Raw genomic sequence first — 20,330 nt, 5'->3', positions numbered from 1 at the left:
CCTTGGCACCGGCCCCTGAACGGGTGGTCCTCATGACCGGCTCCGGCACCTCTCCTGGTTCCCGGCACCTGCCCAGTGGCATGCATCCGGCGGTACGGCCGGGAAGCGCACTGCTCCGACTGGAGACGACGGCGACACGCGAGGGCGTACTCGACGGGGCCTGGTGGCCGCGGTCGCATGACATCGGTGCGGAGTTGCCGGCGCTGCTGAGCGCCCTCACGGAGCACCTCGGCCCCCTGGACCGCGTCGGGCTGGACGCCACGGCCTGGGAGGGGCTCCCGACGCGGATCGTCGTCGACGACCGGGTGGTGCACGTCGACTCCTTCCCGGTGGGGGACGACACCGTCCTGATCACCCGGGGCGACCGGGACCTCTTCTCCCTGCTGGTGATTCCACCGGACACGACCACCGAAGCCGCCCACGCGGCGATGGCCCAGGCCGTCCTCGCCGGCAACCCCAGCACGGCCGAGCAGATCCTCATCGACACAGGAGGCGGGCAGACACCGCAGGGCACGGAGGCCGAGCAACTCATGAGAACCCGTCATGACCGCGGCCCTTCCCTCCCTCCGGGATAGAGGAAGGTGTAGAGGGCCAGCGACAGGGCCATGTACTGGTCCGCCGCCGTGACCAGCTCACGGACACCGCGCTCGGTGAGCGGGGCGGACCCGGCGTCCAGGCCGCTGCCGCAGAACGCGCCGCCGCGCTGGGCGTGTTCGGCGATGGCAGCCCAGTCGGCGGCCTCGGGGGCGTCGATCGGCGGGGCGGGCAGGCGGGCGGCTCTCGCGCCGGACGCGGACCAGAAGGCGCACACCGGCTTGTACACCTCCGGGGGATAACCCCGCGCGGGCGGATGCTTGACCAGCGCGTCCCTCAGGGCGCGGTAGTCGGTCGCGTAGGCGTTCATCACGGCCATGCCGCCCTTGTCCAGCCAGGCCCGCAGCGCCTCCCGCTGTCTCGCCTTCTCCCGGGCGCGTTCGCCCTGCTTGCCCTGCGCGGTCGAGGGATCCCCGAACGCCACCAACTCCCGCTGCCCGCTGAGCAGCAGCACCGGGGCCAGAAAGGCCGCCACGACATACGCCCGGCGCAGCATCCGGCGCCGCCGCCGGACCTCGGGCGGTGCCGGCGGCAGCGCGCGCAGCGCCAGCACGAGCAGCACCGCCGGCGCGGCGGCGAGCACGGCCAGGGCGGCCAGCCGGGGCAGCAGCAGGAGCCGGGTCAACTGCCACACCGGTCCGAGCCGCGGGTCGCACCCGGCCCACAGCGTGGCCAGACCGGGCAGGCAGCCCTCGGCCGCGGTGAGCGCCGTCGCCGCGCACAGCCCGGCCAGCAGGCTCACCGCCGCCGCGCCGGCGGCCGCCGCGGGCCACCAGACGCCACGGGCGCGCAACGCCACCACCACGGCGGTGACCGTCGCCACCGCGACCAGGGTCGCCGCCGTCCACAGCATCACACCCGGCAGCCACTGACCGCCCTCCAGCGCCTCGGCCTTCGACGGACGCAGCCCCGCCAGCACCGCCCGGCAGACGACAACCGCGGCGATCGCGGCCCCCGCGCACACGGCGGCGGACAGCAGCCGCCCTCGCCAGGGCTTGCTGTTCCCTTGCTGCGCATGTGTCGCCTGCGTCGGATGTGTCCCGCGTGTCCCGCGTGTCACGTGTGTCGCATGTATCACCTGTGTCGCATGTGTCACGTGTGTCGCGTGTGTCGCGGCTGGGTGGGCGTACGACCGTGCCCGCCGCGCCCACGCCACACGCACCGGACGCCGACTCACCGCCGCCGCCAGCAGCGCGGTGACCGTCACGGCGTAGAAGCCGAGGCCGAGGCCGTACGGGGCGAGGTGGACGTGCACCATCATCCATCCGACCCGGCTGTCCCAGACGCAGTCCGAGGCCACCGCCTGCGCGCCCGGCACACAGCCGTCGGCGGAGGCGAGCACGACCACCGCCGCCAGTCCGGCCATCAGCACCGAGCCGCCGACCGCCAGGGCCAGTGCCAGCCGGTGCCGCCGCGTCGTCGCGTACACCGCCCAGGTCGTGACCGCGACCGCCGTCAGGACGGCGAGGAGGCTGAGCCCCGACACCTGGGCCAGCCAGGCCCCGCCGCGGTAACCGACGGGCGGCCTGGTGTGGTGCAGCCACATCCGGGTGCCGAGCAGAGCCAGCACGGTCAACGCGCCGCCCACCGCCACCCGGGTCAGCAGCCACCGCATCGCCGGCACGGTCCCGTCGAGGTCGGGCCACGGTCCCTGCGGCCGCGCCCGCCGCAGCCACGGTGCCGGGCCGGACCCCTGAGCGCGGGCCCAGACGGCGAGCGGGAACAGCCACAGCACGGTCCCGCCGACGTGGACCATCGGCGACGAGGTGACGGGCGGCACATAGGCCAGCCACTTGAGTACGTACAGATAGGGCATCTGGTCGGGCGGCGTGCCGGGGTACACCTGGCGAAGCGTGGTGTCCCAATCCACCCCGGCGAGGAAGTCCCCGGCCTCGAAGAGATGACCCCGCGAGGTCCACCAGGTGAACCAGCCTCCGTAGACCACCAGCAACGCGGCCGTCCCGGCCACATGGCTGGGCACCAGGGAACGGCCCCGGCAGGTCGTCACCCACAGCTCGGCGCACTGGGCGGCCCACCACAGCAGCACGGCCGACCCGGCGACCAGGACGAGCAGTACCTGCGGCGCGGGCGGCAGCCAGCCCGTGCCGGCGTGCTGGAAGGTCAGCAGGTCGCCGACGCCCAGCCCGAGCCCCAGCCACAGCCCCAGCCACAGCCCCGCCCGCAGCCCCGACGGCACCCGCAGCCCGCAGGCCACCGCGTACGCCACCGCTCGCCATACGGCCACCCCGGCGATCCCGGTGACGATCGCGGCGGCCGTCCACTCGGGCAGGTCCGAGGACCACGACGTCCCGGAACCCGACAGATCCCGCACGGCCAGGTCGAGGTTGAGGGCCACTTGGGCGGTCACCACACCGGACAGGAACATGGTCGAGGCGCGGACACCGAACATCGGCCCGGGATCGAGCAGCGAGGCCGCCCGCTCCGACCACGCCGGATGCGTACGCCACGCGTCCCGCACCCGCCGCAGCGGGCCGCCACCGGAGCGCGCGTCGGGCGCGGGCAACCGGCGGGCGCCCCCGTTCCAGCGGGCCGCGTCGAGATCGGCGTACAGCTCCCGGGTGCGCAGCACGTCGCCCCGGGCCAGCAGGATCAGCGCGACCAGGAAGGCGACGTGGAACAGCCCGCGCAGCCCCAGCGACCACTGGGTCCGCCACAGGTCGAGGACCTCGGCCGGCGACTGGCTCCAGGGCCTCGGGTAGAGGGCGAGCACGGTGGAGGGGAGGAGGACGAGGACCGCGAGGGAACGCCACAGTGCCTCGGTGGCGTAGGCGACGCCGACATCGCGGTTGCGCAGGTGGGCCAGCTCGTGCAGGACGACGAACCGGAAGCCCTCGCGGTCCTGGGCCCGCCGGACCAGCAGACCGGCGTGCAGGCTCACGGTGCGCGAGCGCCGGTGCCCGAACGCCGACGCGCTCGCCGTCACGGCGGACGGGGCCAGCCGGAAGGCCGGGGGCGGAGTGACGCCGGCCCGCTCGGTCAACTCCGCGAGCTCGTCGAGGAGTCCCTGGTCCCTGATCTCGACGAGCCCGGCCCGGCGCCGCTTCCAGGCCGGTGCCAGCCCGTACAGCAGCGCGGCGGCGCCGAACACCGCGACCGTGCCGAGGACCGTCCACAGCCATGCGGCGTCCCCCTGCTGCGGGGCGCCTCGGGACACCAGATTGACGGAGGCCGCCGCGATCAGGACGACGATCAGGGCGAAGCGAAGATGCGTACCCGCGGCCAGGACCCGGCGGTCCAGATCGGCACCGGCACCGGTGGCGGTGGCGGTGGCGGTGGCGGCCGGCCCGACAGGACTGGGACCGACGGTCACCCGGACTCCCGCTCGGGGTCGTCCCGCCCCGAGGACGGGTCCTGTCCCACGGCCTCGTCCCGGCCCTCCGCCGTGGACAGCTCGTGGAACACGGCGTTCGCGATCGCGGTGGCGCGGCCCGCGCTCAGCCCGGTCTCCAGGCACTGCGTGAGCACCGCGTCACGCACCGCGCCGAGCTGCTGCGCCGACAGCGGCAGCGTGATCTCGGGCTCGCCCTCCGGCTCCCGGCCCCGCAACCGCTGCCACCGGGACCGCACCGCCTGCGCCGAGGCCCGCACCGCCGATGCCGCCGTCTCCCTGGCCGCTTCGGTGAGCACCAGCCACAGCACCGGTGTCACCAGCGGTACGACGACGTCCAGCCCGTAGTCGAGCGTGGACGGCGACTCGCGGCGGTCCCGGCCCATCGCCGCCAGGTGTCTCCTTCTGCGCCCGGGCTCCATCCCCTCGACCGAATCCAGCAGCACCAGCTCCTCGGGAGCGTGCTCGCTGACCACATGACGGACGACACGACTGACGGGAACGGCCATGGAAATCCCCCGAGTTGACGCGATGGAGCGGGGGGAGTGTACAAGAGCGGGGCGTACCGGCCCGGTCTTCTCGCCAGGGTCAGGAAAACGAAGCAGCGCCCGACTCAGCCGGCGCGCATGCCGCACCGCCCGCCCACGCATCGCTCATACATCGCTCACGTACATCGCTCACGTACATCGCTCACGCATCGCTCACGCCGACACTCCGAGGATCAGAGCGCCGACCGCCGTACGGCGCTGGTCGTGCCACGCAGCACCAAGCGGGTGTCGAGGCGCTGCCGGGGTTCGGCGGTCGCCCCCTGTTCCACGGCGTCCACCAGCATCCGGCCGGCGATGAGCCCCTGTTCGTAGACGGACTGGGCGACGGTCGTCAGGTCGAGAAGGTCGGCGATGGGGCTGTCGTCGAAGCCGATGAGCGACATCCGCCCGGGCACGTCGACGCCGGCACGCCGCAGGGTGCGCAGGGCACCGGCCGCGATGTCGTCCGCTTCGGCGAACACCGCGGTCGGCGGCGTGCGCAGGGAAAGGAGCTGCGCCATGGCCTGTGCGCCGCCGTCGATGCCCCAGGGGGCGGAGACGATCGAGTCCTGCTGCACGGGCAGGCCGCACTCCGCCATGGCGGCGAGATAGCCGTCCAGGCGGCGCTGGGAGACACCGCGGTGGATGCCTTCCTCGTCGGTCGCCCGGATCATGCCGATCCGCTGGTGTCCGAGGTTGGCCAGGTGCCTGACGGCCATCGCCGCTCCGGCCGGATCGTCGATGCCGACGCTCGGATGCCCGCCGAGGTCCGTACTGGCTCCCACGACGGGCATGCCCAGGCCACCCAGGCGTTCGATCTCCTTCTCGGACAGGGAGAGAGCGATGACCACCAGGCCGTCCGCCCTGCGTCGTACGGGCAGCGTTTCGAAGAACTCCCGGCGCTCGGCGATCCCTTCGACGTGGTAGAGCACCACCTCGAAGCCGGCGTTGCGCAGGACGTGGTGCGCGCCCGCCAGCGCCCGGGCGTGGAACCAGCGACTGATGTGCGGCACCAGGACCGCGACGGAGCCGGTGCGTCCGGTCGCCAGCCCGGAGGCACCGGGCGACACCACGTAGTCGAGTGCCTCGGCCGCCCGCAGGATGCGGCGGCGCATGGCCTCCGAGACCCCCGGCAGGCCACGCAGCGCCCGCGAGACCGTACCGGTCGAGACCCCCACTGCCCGGGCCACGTCCGCCATGGTCGCGGCCGGCTGTTCCCCACTCACCGAACTCACCGAGGCAGGCTATCAAGCTGTACGCAAGCGCTTGAGCAGCTTCCCTCCTCGACTGCTTTCAAGGAGGGAGCTTGGCGTCAGCCGCGCCCGTTAACAGTAAGGATATTTCTGCGTTTGAGCCTCTTGACGGGGTGCGAGCAGTCACGCAAGCTAACGCAAGCGCTTGAGCAAACGTTGCGCGGGACAGGAAGAGAGCCGCAGTGATCCACAAACCAACGCGCCGCGCCCACCGCCTGACGAGGCTCGCCGCGGCCGTGCTCACCGTCACGATCACCGCCGCGTGCGGGAGCGGACCGGGCGGCGCGGCGGGCGACGGGCGGGTGAAGCTCACCTGGCAGGCGGCGCCGTTCGGCAACCGCGCGGACGACGCGCGACGGTATCTCGTCACGGCCTTCGAGCGGGCGCACCCCGACATCGATGTGCAGGTCGTCAGCGCGCCCACCAACGTGGACACGAACCGCGCCGGCCTCACCACGCAGATCCTCGGCCACTCGGCCTCGCCCGACGTGTTCAACGGCGACGTCGCCTGGGCCGCGCAGTTCGCCTCCGCGGGCCTGGTGTGGCCCATCGGCAAGCATGTGCCGAAGGGCTTCTGGGACCGGTTCGACCCGGCGACCGTGAAGGGCGCCACCTACCAGGGCACGGTCTACGGCGTCCCTCTCACGCTCGACCAGGCGTTCCTGTACTACCGCAAGGACCTGCTGGCCAAGCACCACCTGGCCGTGCCGACGACATGGCAGCAGGTCGCCGAACAGTCCCGGATCCTGCGCGAGGCGGGTGACGTCGACACCGGCGTGGTCTGGCAGGGGGCCTCGTACGAAGGGCTGACCGCGGTGACCAACGAGTTCCTCGCCGCCGCCGGCGCCGGACTCCTCAGCGAGGACGGCCGGCACGCGGGCACCGAGTCGCCGGCGGCCGCACGCGCACTGAGCTACATGGACGGTCTCCTTCGCGACGGGGTGAGCCCGAAGGCGACCGTCACCTACCAGGAGCCGCAGGCGCTCCAGGCGTTCGCCAACGGCGACGCGGCCTTCCTGCGCAACTGGGCTTACGCGTACGGCACCTTGGAGGCCGAGGGCTCACCGCTCGCGGGCAAGGTCGGAGTCACGGCCATGCCCGCCCTGAAGGGGGGAGACGGCACCCGCGCCTCGACCGTGGGCGGCTGGAACGTCTACATCAACCCCAACTCCCGGCACCAGAAGGCCGCCCTGGAGTTCGTCACCTGGCTGACCAGCCCCGCCACCCAGAAGCTGATGGCCGAGCGGTCCTCGACCATCCCCGCCGTCGACAGCGTGCGCACCTCGCCCGAGGTGCAGAAGCTGAGCCCGGTGCTGCGGGCTTCGGCGGAGAACGACCTGGTCGCCCGGCCGACGACGTCGCGCTACTACAGCCAGATCAGCCAGGCCACCTCCAGCACGGTCAACGGCATGCTCTCCGGAACGGTCGGGGTGTCCGCAGCCCCGCGCCGACTCGCCGAGGACATCGACGCCGCGCTCGCCGGGCGACGGCTGTGAGGCGGATGCGCTCGCGGTGGCGTCCGACGCCCCACCCGCCGTGCCTCCCGCTCCCCGGAAAGCCCGCTCAAGGCCCCGCTCAAGGCCCCGCGCAAGCCCCGCTCAAGGCCCCACGAAAGGCCCCACCGTCATGACCGCACCCGCATGGCCCGCGAGCCGCACTCGCCGAGGGGCCGCCACCTCACCGGCACCGGCACCGCCACCACCCTCGCGAGCCCGACGCGCTTCCCGTACCGCGTGGTGGTACACGGCACCCACCCTGTTCGTCGTAGGCGCCGTCACGATCGCCCCGATCGCGATCTCCCTGGTCATGAGCTTCTCGGAGGTCCGGCTGAGCAGTTCGGGATTCGAGCTCGGTGATTTCGGCACCCGCAACTACGAGGCGCTGCTGGCCAGCACCGCCTGGCGCGACGCCCTCGCCTTCACCGTGACGTACACCGTGCTGAGCGTCCTGATCGAGCTGGTCCTCGGCGTCCTGGTCGCGCTCGTCCTGGAGCGGCTGACGAAGGCCCGGGGCTGGATGATGGCGCTGCTGCTGATCCCATGGTCCATGATCACCGTGGTGTCGGCCCAGTTGTGGAGCTACCTCTACAACTCCGCGTACGGGGCGCTGTCCTGGCTCATCGGCCTGGTGACCGACGAACCGCCGATCATCCTCGGCACACCCGTCTCCGCCTTCTCCGCGATCCTCGTCGCGGACGTGTGGAAGACGACCCCCTTCGTGGCGATCATCGTGCTCGCCGGACTGGTCACCATCGACCGCAGTGTGTACGAGGCCGCCGAGATGGACGGTGCCGGCGCCTGGACCACGTTCTGGCGGATCACCCTGCCGCTGCTGCGCGGCACGCTGGCCATCGCGGTGCTCTTCCGGGTGCTGCAAGCCTTCGGCGTCTTCGACCTGCCCTTCGTACTGACCGGCGGCGGGCCCGGTACCTCGACGCAACCCCTGGCCATGCTGGGCTGGAAGGTGATGTTCCAGAACCTGAACATGGGCGCGGGTGCGGCGGTGGCCGCCTCGACCGCGCTGATCGTGTTCCTGGTGTGCCTGCTGTGCCTCAAGGCATTCCGTTCCCAGGTCGCGGAGGAGGACGCCAAGTGACCACCGCCCCTTCCGCCCGGCGCCGCCTGTTCACCCCGGTCCATGTCGGGGCGGTCGTCATCGCGCTGCTGACGGCCCTGCCGCTGTACTGGCTGGCTGCCTCCTCCTTCAAACCGGACGCCGAACTGGGCAGCACCCCGCCCGCCCTGTGGCCGTCCCACCCGACGCTGGACCACTACCGGGACGCCTTCGGCCAGTACCACTTCGCCCGCTACCTGGCCAACAGCCTGCTGGTGGCGAGTCTCACCACCCTCGGGGTCCTCGCCCTGGGGCTGTTCGCCGGATACGCCCTGGCCCGGCTGCCGATGCGCGGCAAGCGGCCCATTCTGATCGCGCTGCTGATGATCTCGGTGTTCCCGACGGTCTCCGTCATCACGCCGCTGTATCTGATCGAGCGTGAGATCGGCTGGCTCAACAGCTACCAGGGCCTGGTCGTCCCGTACATCGCCTTCCATCTGCCCTTCGCCGTCTGGATCCTGCGCAACTATCTGCTGCGCATCCCCTTCGAGATGGAGGAGTCGGCACGGATCGACGGCGCCGGGCCCACCCGCACCGTCCTGCAGATCATCCTGCCGCAGGCCGGGCCCGGCCTGTTCACCGCCGGTGTCTTCACTTTCACCGCCGCGTACACCGAGTTCCTGATGGCGCTGACCTTCAACAGCGAGGACGCCTTCCGCACCGTACCGGTCGGAGTGGCACTTTTCGGCGCCGAGTTCGAGGTCCCCTACGGCACGATCTTCGCCGGGTCGATCGCCGCCCTGCTGCCGATCGTCGTCCTCGTCCTCGTCTTCCGCCGCGCTGTCGTCTCCGGCCTGACGTCGGGGGCGGTCAAGGGCTGAGCCCCGGCCACCGCCTCGTACATCGGCTTCCACTGCTCCACACGCAACCACACGAGAGGAACCCGTGACCCAGACACCCCCCACCCCGTCAGGACCCGCCGCCTGGTGGCGCGAAGCCGTCGTCTACCAGGTGTACGTCCCGAGCTTCGCCGACTCCGACGGCGACGGAATCGGCGACCTGCGCGGAGTCACCGACCGGCTGGACCACCTCGCCGACCTCGGCGTCGACGCGCTCTGGCTCACCCCGTTCTACCCCTCACCCTGGGCCGACGGCGGCTACGACGTGTCGGACTACCGCGACGTCGATCCCCGCCACGGCACCCTCGACGACTTCCGCGAACTGGTCGCCCGGGCCCATGCGCTCCGCCTCAAGCTGATCGTCGACATCGTCCCCAACCACTGCTCCGACCAACACCCCTGGTTCGTCGAGGCGCTGGCTTCCCCGCCCGGTTCACGGGCCAGGGACCGTTTCATATTCCGCGACGGACAAGGCCCCGACGGGAGCCTGCCGCCCGCCGACTGGCAGTCCAAGTTCGGCGGCGGTGCCTGGACGCGCGTACCCGACGGCCAGTGGTACATGCACATCTTCTCCGCCGAGCAGCCCGACCTGAACTGGGAGAACGACGAGGTCCTCGCCGACTTCCAGGACACCCTCCGGTTCTGGCTCGACCTCGGAGTCGACGGATTCCGCGTCGACGTCGCCCACGGCCTGCGCAAGGACCTGGCACCCCCTCTGCGGAACACCGCCGGATGGGACGCCGCCCCTCTCAACTCACCGCCCCAGGGCGACGACCACCCCTTCTGGGACCGCGACGAGGTACACGAGATCTACCGTGCCTGGCGGAAGATCATCGACAGCTACGAGCCACCCCGCATCGCCGTCGCGGAGGCGGGCGTCAGCGCGGCCCGGCTGCCGCTCTACACCCGCCCGGACGAACTCCACCAGGCATTCAACTTCTTCTTCCTGCGCTGTCCCTGGACCGCCGACGACCTGCGGAAGGTCATCAACACCTCGCTGACCGACGCCCACGCGGTCGGCACCCTGCCCACCTGGGTCCTCTCCAACCATGACGTCGTACGCCACCGCAGCCGCTACGGCCTGCCGCAGGACACCGACCTCACCGCCTGGCTGGCCACCGACGGCACCGCCCCCGCCGCCGACGACACACTGGGCGGCCGCCGCGCCCGGGCCGCCGCTCTGCTGGCCCTCGCCCTGCCCGGCAGCGCCTACCTCTACCAGGGCGAGGAGCTCGGCCTGCCCGAGGTCGCCGACCTGCCGCCGCAAGCGCTGCGCGACCCCATGTGGGAACGGACCGGACACACCGTCAAGGGACGCGACGGCTGCCGCGTACCCCTGCCATGGACCCGCTCCGGGACCTCGTACGGATTCGGCCCGGCCGGCAGCTGGCTGCCACAGCCGGACCACTGGGGCGACCACGCCGTCGAGGCCCAGCGAGGACGGCCCGGCTCCTTCCTGGAGCTGTACCGGGCGGCCCTGTCCCTGCGCGGACGCTTCCGCGGGGACGAGACGTTCGCCTGGCTGCATTCCCGTGAGGGCGAACTCGCCTTCCGCAAGGGAGGACTCGAATGCCGCGTCAACCTCTCCGACCATCCTCTCCCCCTGCCGACCGCCGCCCCCGTACTGCTGGCCAGCGGCCCCGTGGAGGACGACATGCTCGCCCCCGACACCACGGCATGGACGATCCCGGCACACGCCTGAACCCACCGCCGCCATCAACGCGACTCAGGCGCTGCGTAGCAGGCCAGAGGCCATATGCCCCGCCCGCTGCCGGTAGGCCCCGTGGTACTCGAACCCACACGAGCGGTACGCCGCCTCGTGCTGGGTGTACTCGCCGGGCGGATGGTCGGACCCGCGCGCGGCAGCAGTGGCGTCCACGTCCTCGACATCGAGGTCTAACTCCTGCCCCAACTGTGCCGCGGCGCCCCCCCCCCCCAGACCCCCGTCCGCCCTGTGCCCCGTGCGCAAGTGGGGCCGGCGGGCTCCATCGCCAAGCGGGCCATGCGCGCCATCCAGGCCGCTGGGTACACGGTCGACACCGAACTGTGGAACTCGACCGCCGAGTGCAACCAGTGCCACGCCGGATGCCACGACAGCCCAAGAGCGGCTGACAACCCCGCATCCCCGGTAAGACACTCCAGCCGTCCGGTGTCACAACCGGGCGGCTGACCCTATGAGCGGAGCACCAGGTGACAGTTACGGCAATCGCCTGGGACACCTACTCACGGCAGCGGTCCGAACGCCGGCCGGTCAACTCCCGAGGCGAGACGACCTGGTTCAACTGGACCCAGTACGAAGACCACGGCCCGGGCGCAGAACTGCTCGACCTGCCCGCAGGCGGGCGCGTCCTGGACTTGGGCTGTGGCAAGGGCGGCAACGCGGTCCACCTGGCCTCGCTCGGCATGCGGGCCGTCGGCGTGGATGTGCCCCGTGCAGCTGCGTGCGGCCGGTCAACGGTGGGGCGAGGTGCCGGGGCCGGCTGCGCCTCCGGGACGGCGCACGGTCGGAACGCTGATCGTGTCCGCCCGCGTCTGACAGCGGCCCCGGTCGGTAGCTGTGTCCCGACCGGGGCCGCTCCGTGTCTTGATCGTTTGCACTCGGGCCGGCAGCGGGCCGGCTAACGATCCCCAAGGCCCCAAAAACGCCACGAGCCCCAGTCCGGATGCGGTCTGAACTGGGGCTCCGTTGTAGGCCCTGTGGGACTCGAACCCACACGCATCGCTCACGCACGGCAGGCTGATGACCAGGTCCGCCTCAGCATGTAGGACCGTCTTGGCCCACCCTCATGAGCTCGAAGGTCGCCGCACCGCGGCAGGAAGCACCAGAGCGTTTGATGCCGGGCGGTCTGCGGAGAGACCGCCCGGCATCTCGACGATGATCAGGACGCGAGTTCCACGTCGATCAGTGGGAGACCCGCAGCCACGCCGTCGCGTCCTGCGGAAGACGGCCCGCTTCGAGAGGTGCGCTGCTCAGCAGGACTTCACCCTCGGGAAGGACCACAGGCTCCGTTCCGAAGTTGGTGACGCAGTGCCACTCGCCGGGGCGCCGGAAGTGGAGGACATCCGCCGGGCCGGACTCTATCCACTCGAAGTCCGCACCGGTGTTCAGGGCGGTGCGCAATTCCATGGCCCGGCGGTACAGGGTCAGCGTGGAGTCCGGGTCCTCCGCCTGGACCGAGACGGCGTAATGCCCGAACCACGAGGGCTGCGGCGGCCGCGCCGGCCCGGGGCCGAAGCCGAAGGAGGGCCCTTCGGCCGACCACGGGAGCGGCACGCGGCAGCCGTCGCGGCCCTTCTCGCGACCGCCGGACCGGGTCGCTATCGGGTCCTCCAGGACCTCGGGCGGCAGATCTCCCACTTCGTGGAGCCCCAGCTCCTCGCCCTGGTAGATGTAGGTCGAGCCGGGGAGGGCCAGGGTCACCAGGGCCGCGGCCCGGGCCCGTCGCTCACCGAGAGCGCGGTCGAGGGTGGGCGTCGTGCCGTCCGTCAGCAGCCACTGCCTCGCGGCGTCCATCGTCGTACGCTCCGGGTCCTCGGGCAGCCCGTAGCGGGTGGCCACCCGGGGCGCGTCGTGGCAGCCGAGGAGCCAGGTCGTGGTCGACCCGTGCTGGTACGTCTGCTGCAGCCCCGAGTCGATGGCCTTGTGGAAGTCCGCCGAGCGCCAGCCGGCCTCCTGCATCTCGAAGTTGAACGCCTGGCCGAGGCCGTCCGCGGAGGCGTACCGGGCGCGGCGCGACGGATGGACGCCTGCCTCCGCAACGGCGAAACGCGGGGGGTCGTACTCGTTGAAGACGCGGCGCCATTCCGCGTAGACCTCGTGGACCGCGTCACGGTCCCACAGGGGGTGCGAGCCGTCCGTCCGGCCGGCCTCGGCCACCTCCGTCCAGGGAGCGAACGGTTCGGACATGTCCTTGACCAGGCCGTGTGCGACATCGACCCGGAAGCCGTCGACGCCCCGGTCGGACCAGAAGCGCAGGGTCCTCAGGAAGTCGTCCCGGACCTCGTCGTCGTCCCAGTTGAGGTCCGGCTGCTCCTTGGCGAAGAGGTGGAAGTACCACTGCCCGTCGCCGACCGGCTCCCAGGCCGGTCCGCCGAATAGCGACTCCCAGTCGTTGGGCGGCAGTTCGCCCTCGGGGCCCAGACCGTCCCGGAAGATGTAGCGTCGGCGTTCGCGCGAGTCGCGCCCTGCCGCGAGGGCCGCCCGGAACCATTCGTGCCGGTCCGAGGTGTGGTTGGGCACGATGTCGACGACGACCTTGATGCCGGCCCCGTGCAGGGCCTCCACCATGGCGTCGAAGTCCTGGAGCGTGCCGAGGCGCGGGTCGACGTCGCGGTAGTCGTCGACGTCGTATCCGCCGTCGGCCAGTGCGGACGGGTAGAACGGGCTCAGCCAGACCGCGTCGACGCCCAGCCGGGAGAGGTACGGCACCCGTGAGGTGATGCCGGCGATGTTGCCCACGCCGTCCCCGTCCGTGTCGGCGAAACTGCGGGGATAGATCTGGTAGATGACCGCGTTCTTCCACCAGTCGGGCGGGGTGTGCGACATGAAGGAACTCCTGAAGTGGTCGGCGGATCCAGGGCAGTTGGGGCAGTTGGGGCAGTCGGGTCGAGACGGCCCGGGGCGGTGCGGTGCGGCGGGGTCGACTATTTGATGGCGCCGCGGGTGACGCCCGACATGACCCAGCGCTGGGCGAACAGGTAGGCGATGAGCGTCGGTGCCATGGCCATCAGGTAGGAGGCGAAGGCGACGTTGTAGTTCGAGGCGAACTTCAACTGGAAGATGTTCTGCACGACCGGGATGGTCTGGAGCGAGGGGTCACTGATGATCAGCGACGGCATCATGAAGTCGTTCCACGAGGAGAGGAAGGCGAAGATGCCGACCGTCGCGTTCATCGGGGCCAGCAGAGGAAGGATCAGCTTCCAGAACACCTGCCACGTGGTGCAGCCGTCCATGCGTGCGCTCTCCTCCAGTTCGTGCGGGATCGAGCGCAGGAACGCGGTGTAGAGAAGGACGTTGAACGACATCGCGAACAGGATGTGCAGCACGGCGACGCCGAACGGGTTGTCCAGGCCCGCCAGGGACGTCAGCTTCACCTGCGGCAGCGCCACGACCGGGAACGGGATGAACATCGCGGCCAGCAGGTAGAAGTAGGACCACTTGAACAGCCTGCGGTTCCAGTTGCGCGCGATGGCATACGACGCGAGCGAGGACACGATCAGCTGGCCGACGACCGCTATGGCGGTGACGGTCAGGGAGATGCCGAAGGCTCTCGGGAAGTCCGTGAGTTCCCACGCGGTCTTGAAGTTGCCCAGTTCGATCGGTGCCGGCCAGGCGAAGCCTGAGCCCGACGCCGCCTGTCGGTCGGACTTCAGCGCCATGGAGACGGCGAAGTAGAGCGGGACGAGCACCACCAGGGTGCCCAGAACCAGAAGCGTGGTCTGGAACCAGCTGACCCGGTATCTCTCCTTCGGTGCCTTGATGGCCTCCGCCGCACGGGCGGTCACCGTGGGATCGATCGCTGTCATGACAGGTTCACCTCACGGTTGCGCACGAAGAGCAGCTGAAGCAGGGAGACCAGGACGGTGAAGACGAAGAAGACGACGGCGTTGGCCATCTGGAAGGCGTAGTCGCCGTCGGAGAAGCCGTTGAAGATGGTCATGGCGACGCTCATGGTCGCCGTGCCGGGGCCGCCGCCCGTGAGCGCGATGATGATGTCGTAGGCGTTGAGGAACCCCTTGAACCCCAGGATCGTGTTGATGATCACGTACCCGAAGAGCAGCGGGAAGGTGATGCTGCGGAACCGGCGCCAGGCGCCCGCGCCGTCCAGCTGGGCCGCCTCGTAGATGTCGTTCGGGATCGCCATGAGGCCGGCGAGGTAGATGATGACGGCGCCCGGGACGGCCTGCCATGCCGTGACGATGACGATGGCCAGCCAGGCCCAGTCCTCGTTGGCGAGGATGCTGGTCTCCCCGGCGGTCCAGCCGAGTTGGGCCGCGAACTGCGGGACGGCGTTGGAGAAGAGGTAGTTGAAGACGTAGGCGATGACGATGCCGGAGATCACCATCGGGATGAAGTAGATCCCGCGCAGCCCCGTCTTCCACTTGATGCGGCCGTTGAGGCCCAGGGCCAGCAACAGGGCGAGGACGTTCACCACGACCGTCGTGACGACCGAGAACCAGATCGTGAACCAGTAGGAGTCGAGGATCCGGGGGTCGCCGAACATCGACGTGTAGTTCCGGATGCCGATGAACGTCCAGTCGCCGTAGCCCGCGTAGTTGGTCAGGCTGTAGAACATGCCCACCAGGCCGGGCACCGTGATGAACAGGGTGAACAGCAGGACCGCGGGCACGAGCATCAGGTAATAGGTCCGCTCAGCCTTGCGGCGCCGTACCTTCCCCGGGCCCGGCGGCGCGGTGACTGTGCTGGGACCTGCTTCCTTGACCGCCGTCAGACTCATGGTTGTCTCCTCCCGGTCGCCACGTCAGGCATTGCGCTGGGCGTACCGGGCCCAGTCGTCGTCGAGCTGGGTCAAAAACGCCTTGGCGTTCCGGCTGAGCACGAGTTCCTGCAGGTAGTTCAGAACGGGTATGCCGCCCGGGAAGTAGGTGCCCGCGCCCTGATAGAACCGGGCCGCGTCCACGTAGGGCTGGAGCCCGGAGACCCGCTCGTCCTTCGTCTTCGGCGCGTTCTTGGTGGTGGACCAGGCGAGGTTCTTCGCGTTGTAGGTGTCCATCACCTCCGGTCGCATGAGGTAGTGGAGGAACGTCCGGGCCGCGTCCTGTTTCGAGGAGGCGTTCGGAATCCACAGGGCCTGGTCGAGGTTCACCCGCACCTTGGTGTCGTCCGGGTTCTCGGTTCCCGGCATGGCGAAGGTGCCCAGTCTCACCTTCGGGTTGATCTTCGCGATCTCGCCCATGGCCCACGGCCCTTGGAGATACATCGCGGCATCGCCCCGCGCGAAGGCGACGTTGCCGTCGGCGTAGCCCCGGCTGGGGGCATCGCGGTTGGTGTAGTCCAGGAGCGCGAGCATCTTCTCGACGGCGTCCGGGAAATCCTTGCTGAAGGACACCTCGGCGTTCCGGCCGGCGTCCGGTCCCAGAGCCTGGAGCCTGCGGAAGAAGCCAGCGACGTCGACAGCGCTGCCGGACACGTAGTCGAAGAGACCCTGCGAGATCGTCCACGTGGTCTTGAAGGTCTGTACGACGGGCACGATGCCCTTGCGCTTGAAAGTGCGGCAGGCGGCCAGCAGTTCGCTCCACGTCCGCGGGACGGACACCCCGAACCTCTCGAAGAGGTCCTTGTTGTAGATGACGCCCGCGGCGGTGATGGAGTAGGGCAGCACACTGGTCTGGGACTTGTACTGCGCGTACTGCGCCACGAGGTCCTGGACACCGGGATCGATGCGCCTGGCGTCCGCAAGGCCCGCGAGGTTCGACAGCGCGCCGCGTTCCAGGAATCTGGACGCTTCGAGGCTGTAGTAGTAGCAGGCCAGGTCGGGCGGTGTCCCCCGCACGAACTGGGGGGTGAGCGCCGTGGGCGTCGTGTCGTGTATGACGTGGACCTCTGACTGCGAGGCGTTGAAGTCGGCGACCAGCTTGGCGAAGTAGGTGACGACCTCGGGCTTGTTCTGCAGGAAGCGGATCGTGGTCCTTCCGTCTGCGGAGGATCCGCGCCTCGCGAGCAGAGCACCCCCGGACGTGGCGGCCGCGAGGCTGCCGAGGAGGAAGGTGCGGCGGGGAAACGATCGCTGTGACATCGTCGTCGTGCGCATGGGCCGTGCTCCTCAGTTCATGACGTCCGGGTGGGCGTCCGCCGCTGCCGGCTCCAGCCACGCGGTCGTGTCCGGCGGGAGCTGCGCGCCGACGACGGGACCGCTGGCGATGACCAGGCGCCCCTGCGGAAGCGGTGCCGGGGACGTGCCGAAATTGGTGACGCAGGTCCACCCGCCCGGGCGGCGGAAGTGCACGACGTCCGTCCTGTCATCGACCCAGGTCAGCGACTCGGCCGTCTGAAGCCGTCGCCGCTCGGCGAGGGCGTGCCGGTAGAACGACAGGGTCGATCCGGGATCGGCCTCCTGGCCCTCCACGGAGCGCTCGGCGAACGCGGCCGGCTGGGGCAGATGCGCCACGCCCTGTCCGAACCCGAACGACGGGCCCGCCGCCGTCCACGGCAGGGGCATGCGGCAGCCGTCCCTCCCCCGTTCGGTGCCCTTGGACCGCTTCCAGGTGGGGTCCTGAAGGGCTTCCTCGGGCAGGTCGGCCACCTCGAACAGACCCAGTTCCTCGCCCTGGTAGAGGTAGCTCGATCCCGGCAGAGCGAGTGCGAGCAGCGTGGCGGCACGAGCGCGCCGGAGCCCCTTTTCCGTGTCGGGCCTCGGGTCCAGGCCGCCGCTGAGCAGCCATGAGCGCAGGTCGGTGCCGTTCGGCAGGGCGTAGCGTGTCGGGTGCCGTACGACGTCGTGGTTGGAGAAGACCCACGTGGACGACGTGCCGGAGACCCGGGCCAGCTCCAGGTTCTCCGCGATGATCCGGCGGAACGTGACGGCGTCCCACTCAGCCCGCAGCAGGTCGAAGTTGAAAGCCTGGCCGAGCCCGTCGGGCGAGGCGTAGCGGGGCCGGCGGTGAGCGGGGACCCATGCCTCCGCGACCGCGGTGCGCGGCGGATCGTACTCGTCGAAGACCGCTCGCCATTCGCGGTAGATCTCGTGGACTTCGTCGCGGTCCTCCAGACGGTGTGTCCCGTCGGGCAGGCCGTCGGCCCGGAGCTGGTCCTGGCCGGGCAGCGGCTCGGAGAGGTCCTTGGCGAGCATGTGGGCCACGTCCACGCGGAAGCCGTCGACGCCGCGGTCGGCCCAGAAGCGCAGTGTCGTCAGGAAGTCGGCGCGCACCTCGGGGTTGGCCCAGTTGAGGTCAGGCTGCTCGGGGGCGAAGAGGTGCAGGTACCAGTCGCCGTCCCCCACCGGTTCCCAGGCCGGCCCGCCGAACGCGGCGGTCCAGTCGGTCGGCGGCTCCTCGCCGTCCGGGCCACTGCCCCGTCGGAAGACGTAGCGGTCACGGGCCTCCGAGCCGGGCCCGGCGGCCAGAGCTTCGCGGAACCACACATGCCGGTTGGACGTGTGGTTCGGGACGATGTCGACGATCACGCGGATCCCCGCGGAGTGCAGCGCGGCGACGAGAGTGTCGAACTGGTCGAGCGTGCCGATGCGCGGGTCGACGTCCCGGTAGTCGTCCACGTCGTATCCGCCGTCGGCGAGCGCCGAGGGATAGAAAGGGCTGAGCCAGACCGCGTCCACGCCGAGGTCGCGCAGATAGCCCACTCGAGAGGCGATCCCCGGGAGGTCGCCGATGCCGTCACCGTTGGCGTCGGCGAAGCTGCGCGGATAGATCTGGTACACGACGGCCTGCCGCCACCAGGCGTCCGCTTCCGTCCGTGACGCACTCGACGCGCGGAACTCCGCGTCGAGCACCTCCCCGAGCACTCCCGCAGCTGCCTCCGTCATCGGCAGGCCCTTTCACCGAGGATTAAATATAGGAACTAGATTTATTTCCCGGATGTAAGCTAAGAGGCGAGCCAAGGGGGGTCAAGGGGTTGTCTGGGAAAAAGTCGTCCACCTCGACACGGCAGATCCGGGAGGCGAACCTCCGAGCCGTACTCCATGACATGTGGGACTCCGGTCCCGTGACGGGGTCGGACCTGATGGCCTCGACGGGCCTTACCCGGGCGACCGTCCACGACGTCTGTGAGGACCTCGCGCACCGCGGCTGGATCCATGAGGTGGAGAACCAGCGCGAGCACGGTGACTACCGACTGGGCCGGCCGGCGCGCCGCTACTGCTTCCAGCCCATGGCCGGCGTACTGGTGGGTGTCGACTGCGGCCAGGACATGGCCATGGCCACGGTCACGGACCTGCGGGGACGGACCCTCACCCGCCACGACAGCGCCTTCTCCAGCACCGAGCACTCGGCCGAGGAGCGCCTCGACGTGCTCGATCGGACCGTCCTCGGGGCGCTGGAGAAGGCAGCGCTGGCGGCCTCGCAGGTACTTGCCGTGGCAGTGGGAGTGCCTGCGCCCGTGGACGTCGACGGACGGACGGTGGGGACGGCCAACCCCTTCTGGGAGCGGATGAACCCGAACATCGTCGAGTACCTGGCCCATCGCCACGGCTGGACCACTCTCGTCGACAACGACGCCAACCTCGCGGCGCTCGCGGAGGGTTGGCGGGGTGCCGGCCGAGGCCTCAGGAACTTCGTGACACTGCTCACCGGCGAGGCGCTCGGCGCGGGCATCGTGGAGGAAGGCCGGCTCCTGCGCGGGGTCCGCGGGGGCGCCGGCGAGATGAGGTTCCTCGATCTGGTGGAGGGGGTGGGATCTCCCACGGGAATCGGTGCGCTGAGCCGCGAGTGGGCCCGGGAAGCGGTGCGCGATCCCAAGACGCATCCCACATCGAGCCTGCGCGAGCTCGCCCCGGAGGACATCGACGCCGAGGCCGTCTTCGCGGCGGCGGCCGCCGCCGACCCCCTCGCGACCGATGTCGTCGAACGGCTCGGCGCGAGGTGCGCGAGGATCGTCAGCACCCTCGCCGTACTTCTCGACACGGACCGGATCGTGCTGGCCGGCGCTCTCTCAGGGTCGTATGCGGGGATCCTGCGGACCATCGAACGAGACCTGCCGCTGTACGTCCACCCTCCTCTCCCTGTCGTCTCCGCATCCGAACTCGGCGACGAAGCCGTCTCGATCGGCGCCGTCCGGCGCGCTCTCGATCACGTCCGGGAGCAGGCACTCGAGATCGAACTGCCGCACGCGCACCCGGTGCCCGCTCCTGCCCACCCGTCCTGACGGCTCGTCCGGCACATCCGCTCACGCACGGCCCCGAAAACGAGTCAGCGCCCGAGCCAGCCGAAGCCGACCCGGACGCTGCGTAGCAGGTCAGAGGGAGTATCCCCCGCCTGCCACCGGTAGGCCCTGTGGGACTCGAACCCACAACCAATGGATTAAAAGTCCACTGCTCTGCCAATTGAGCTAAGGGCCCAGGCGATGTTGCCACCACGAGCATAGCCGGACACGGCCGCGTCGCCGATCGGGTATCGGGGTCACGGCCGCGTCGGCGGTGGCGCAGGCCCGCGGAACGCGCCCTCACACGGCTGGAAGATCCCC

15 protein-coding genes and 1 tRNA gene are annotated in these 20,330 nt (G+C 70.4%); 7 read left to right on the top strand and 9 right to left on the bottom strand.

Annotated elements, in window-relative coordinates:
- Positions 1-32: 32 nt before the first annotated feature.
- On the top strand, positions 33-575 hold the full coding sequence (locus ABZ078_RS17100) for a DUF5994 family protein (RefSeq protein WP_356575962.1): 543 nt from the start codon (positions 33-35) through the stop codon (positions 573-575).
- Here ABZ078_RS17100 and ABZ078_RS17095 read toward each other — a convergent pair.
- The 3 genes from ABZ078_RS17095 to ABZ078_RS17085 form a co-directional block, all read right to left on the bottom strand.
- Positions 542-3,925: a M48 family metalloprotease gene (locus tag ABZ078_RS17095; RefSeq protein WP_356575961.1), complete on the bottom strand. Its 3,384-nt coding sequence runs from the start codon at positions 3,923-3,925 to the stop codon at positions 542-544. The two genes, ABZ078_RS17100 and ABZ078_RS17095, sit on opposite strands and share 34 nt — an antisense overlap.
- On the bottom strand, positions 3,922-4,452 hold the full coding sequence (locus ABZ078_RS17090; protein ID WP_356575959.1) for a hypothetical protein: 531 nt from the start codon (positions 4,450-4,452) through the stop codon (positions 3,922-3,924). The genes ABZ078_RS17095 and ABZ078_RS17090 overlap by 4 nt, the downstream gene beginning before the upstream one ends.
- A 212-nt stretch (positions 4,453-4,664) precedes the next feature.
- Entirely contained in the window at positions 4,665-5,705 is a 1,041-nt protein-coding gene (locus ABZ078_RS17085) for a LacI family DNA-binding transcriptional regulator (protein WP_356575957.1), read from the bottom strand.
- 200 nt (positions 5,706-5,905) lie between these two features.
- Between ABZ078_RS17085 and ABZ078_RS17080 the strand changes: the two genes are divergently transcribed.
- From ABZ078_RS17080 to ABZ078_RS17060, 5 genes are all read left to right on the top strand, one after another.
- A complete protein-coding gene (locus tag ABZ078_RS17080; protein ID WP_356575955.1) occupies positions 5,906-7,219 on the top strand; it encodes an ABC transporter substrate-binding protein in 1,314 nt (437 codons plus the stop codon).
- 130 nt (positions 7,220-7,349) lie between these two features.
- Positions 7,350-8,318 carry a sugar ABC transporter permease gene (locus tag ABZ078_RS17075; RefSeq protein WP_356575953.1) on the top strand — a complete coding sequence of 323 codons (969 nt, stop codon included), beginning with the start codon at positions 7,350-7,352 and terminating at the stop codon, positions 8,316-8,318.
- Positions 8,315-9,157 carry a carbohydrate ABC transporter permease gene (locus tag ABZ078_RS17070; RefSeq protein WP_356575951.1) on the top strand — a complete coding sequence of 281 codons (843 nt, stop codon included), beginning with the start codon at positions 8,315-8,317 and terminating at the stop codon, positions 9,155-9,157. Before ABZ078_RS17075 ends, ABZ078_RS17070 begins: the two co-directional genes overlap by 4 nt.
- Positions 9,158-9,221: 64 nt before the next feature.
- Positions 9,222-10,877 (top strand): glycoside hydrolase family 13 protein, encoded by a 1,656-nt coding sequence (locus ABZ078_RS17065; protein WP_356575949.1) that lies wholly within the window; start codon positions 9,222-9,224, stop codon positions 10,875-10,877.
- A gap of 488 nt (positions 10,878-11,365) precedes the next feature.
- The gene (locus ABZ078_RS17060; protein ID WP_356575947.1) at positions 11,366-11,797 is read left to right on the top strand and encodes a methyltransferase domain-containing protein; all 432 of its coding nucleotides are present in this window, start codon (positions 11,366-11,368) and stop codon (positions 11,795-11,797) included.
- Positions 11,798-12,077: 280 nt separating this feature from the next.
- Here ABZ078_RS17060 and ABZ078_RS17055 read toward each other — a convergent pair whose 3' ends face one another.
- The 5 genes from ABZ078_RS17055 to ABZ078_RS17035 form a co-directional block, all read right to left on the bottom strand.
- Positions 12,078-13,721 carry an alpha-amylase family glycosyl hydrolase gene (locus ABZ078_RS17055; RefSeq protein ID WP_356575945.1) on the bottom strand — a complete coding sequence of 548 codons (1,644 nt, stop codon included), beginning with the start codon at positions 13,719-13,721 and terminating at the stop codon, positions 12,078-12,080.
- 98 nt (positions 13,722-13,819) lie between these two features.
- Positions 13,820-14,701: a carbohydrate ABC transporter permease gene (locus ABZ078_RS17050; RefSeq protein WP_356575943.1), complete on the bottom strand. Its 882-nt coding sequence runs from the start codon at positions 14,699-14,701 to the stop codon at positions 13,820-13,822.
- Complete coding sequence (locus ABZ078_RS17045; protein WP_356575942.1) at positions 14,698-15,633, bottom strand: sugar ABC transporter permease; 936 nt, start codon at positions 15,631-15,633, stop codon at positions 14,698-14,700. The genes ABZ078_RS17050 and ABZ078_RS17045 overlap by 4 nt, the downstream gene beginning before the upstream one ends.
- A 24-nt stretch (positions 15,634-15,657) precedes the next feature.
- Positions 15,658-16,947: an extracellular solute-binding protein gene (locus ABZ078_RS17040; RefSeq protein ID WP_356575940.1), complete on the bottom strand. Its 1,290-nt coding sequence runs from the start codon at positions 16,945-16,947 to the stop codon at positions 15,658-15,660.
- 12 nt (positions 16,948-16,959) lie between these two features.
- Positions 16,960-18,675, bottom strand: a complete 1,716-nt coding sequence (locus tag ABZ078_RS17035) for a glycoside hydrolase family 13 protein (protein ID WP_356575938.1) — start codon at positions 18,673-18,675, stop codon at positions 16,960-16,962.
- A 179-nt stretch (positions 18,676-18,854) separates the two neighbouring features.
- Between ABZ078_RS17035 and ABZ078_RS17030 the strand changes: the two genes are divergently transcribed.
- Positions 18,855-20,012 carry an ROK family protein gene (locus ABZ078_RS17030; RefSeq protein ID WP_356575937.1) on the top strand — a complete coding sequence of 386 codons (1,158 nt, stop codon included), beginning with the start codon at positions 18,855-18,857 and terminating at the stop codon, positions 20,010-20,012.
- Positions 20,013-20,132: 120 nt separating this feature from the next.
- Here ABZ078_RS17030 and ABZ078_RS17025 read toward each other — a convergent pair.
- Positions 20,133-20,205: transfer RNA gene (locus ABZ078_RS17025), tRNA-Lys, on the bottom strand.
- Positions 20,206-20,330: the final 125 nt, after the last annotated feature.

The organism is Streptomyces sp. NPDC006385, from assembly GCF_040612485.1.
Lineage (GTDB): Bacteria > Actinomycetota > Actinomycetes > Streptomycetales > Streptomycetaceae > Streptomyces.
Note: the sequence above shows the minus strand (reverse complement) of the source record. Positions and strands in the feature narration are given on the sequence as shown.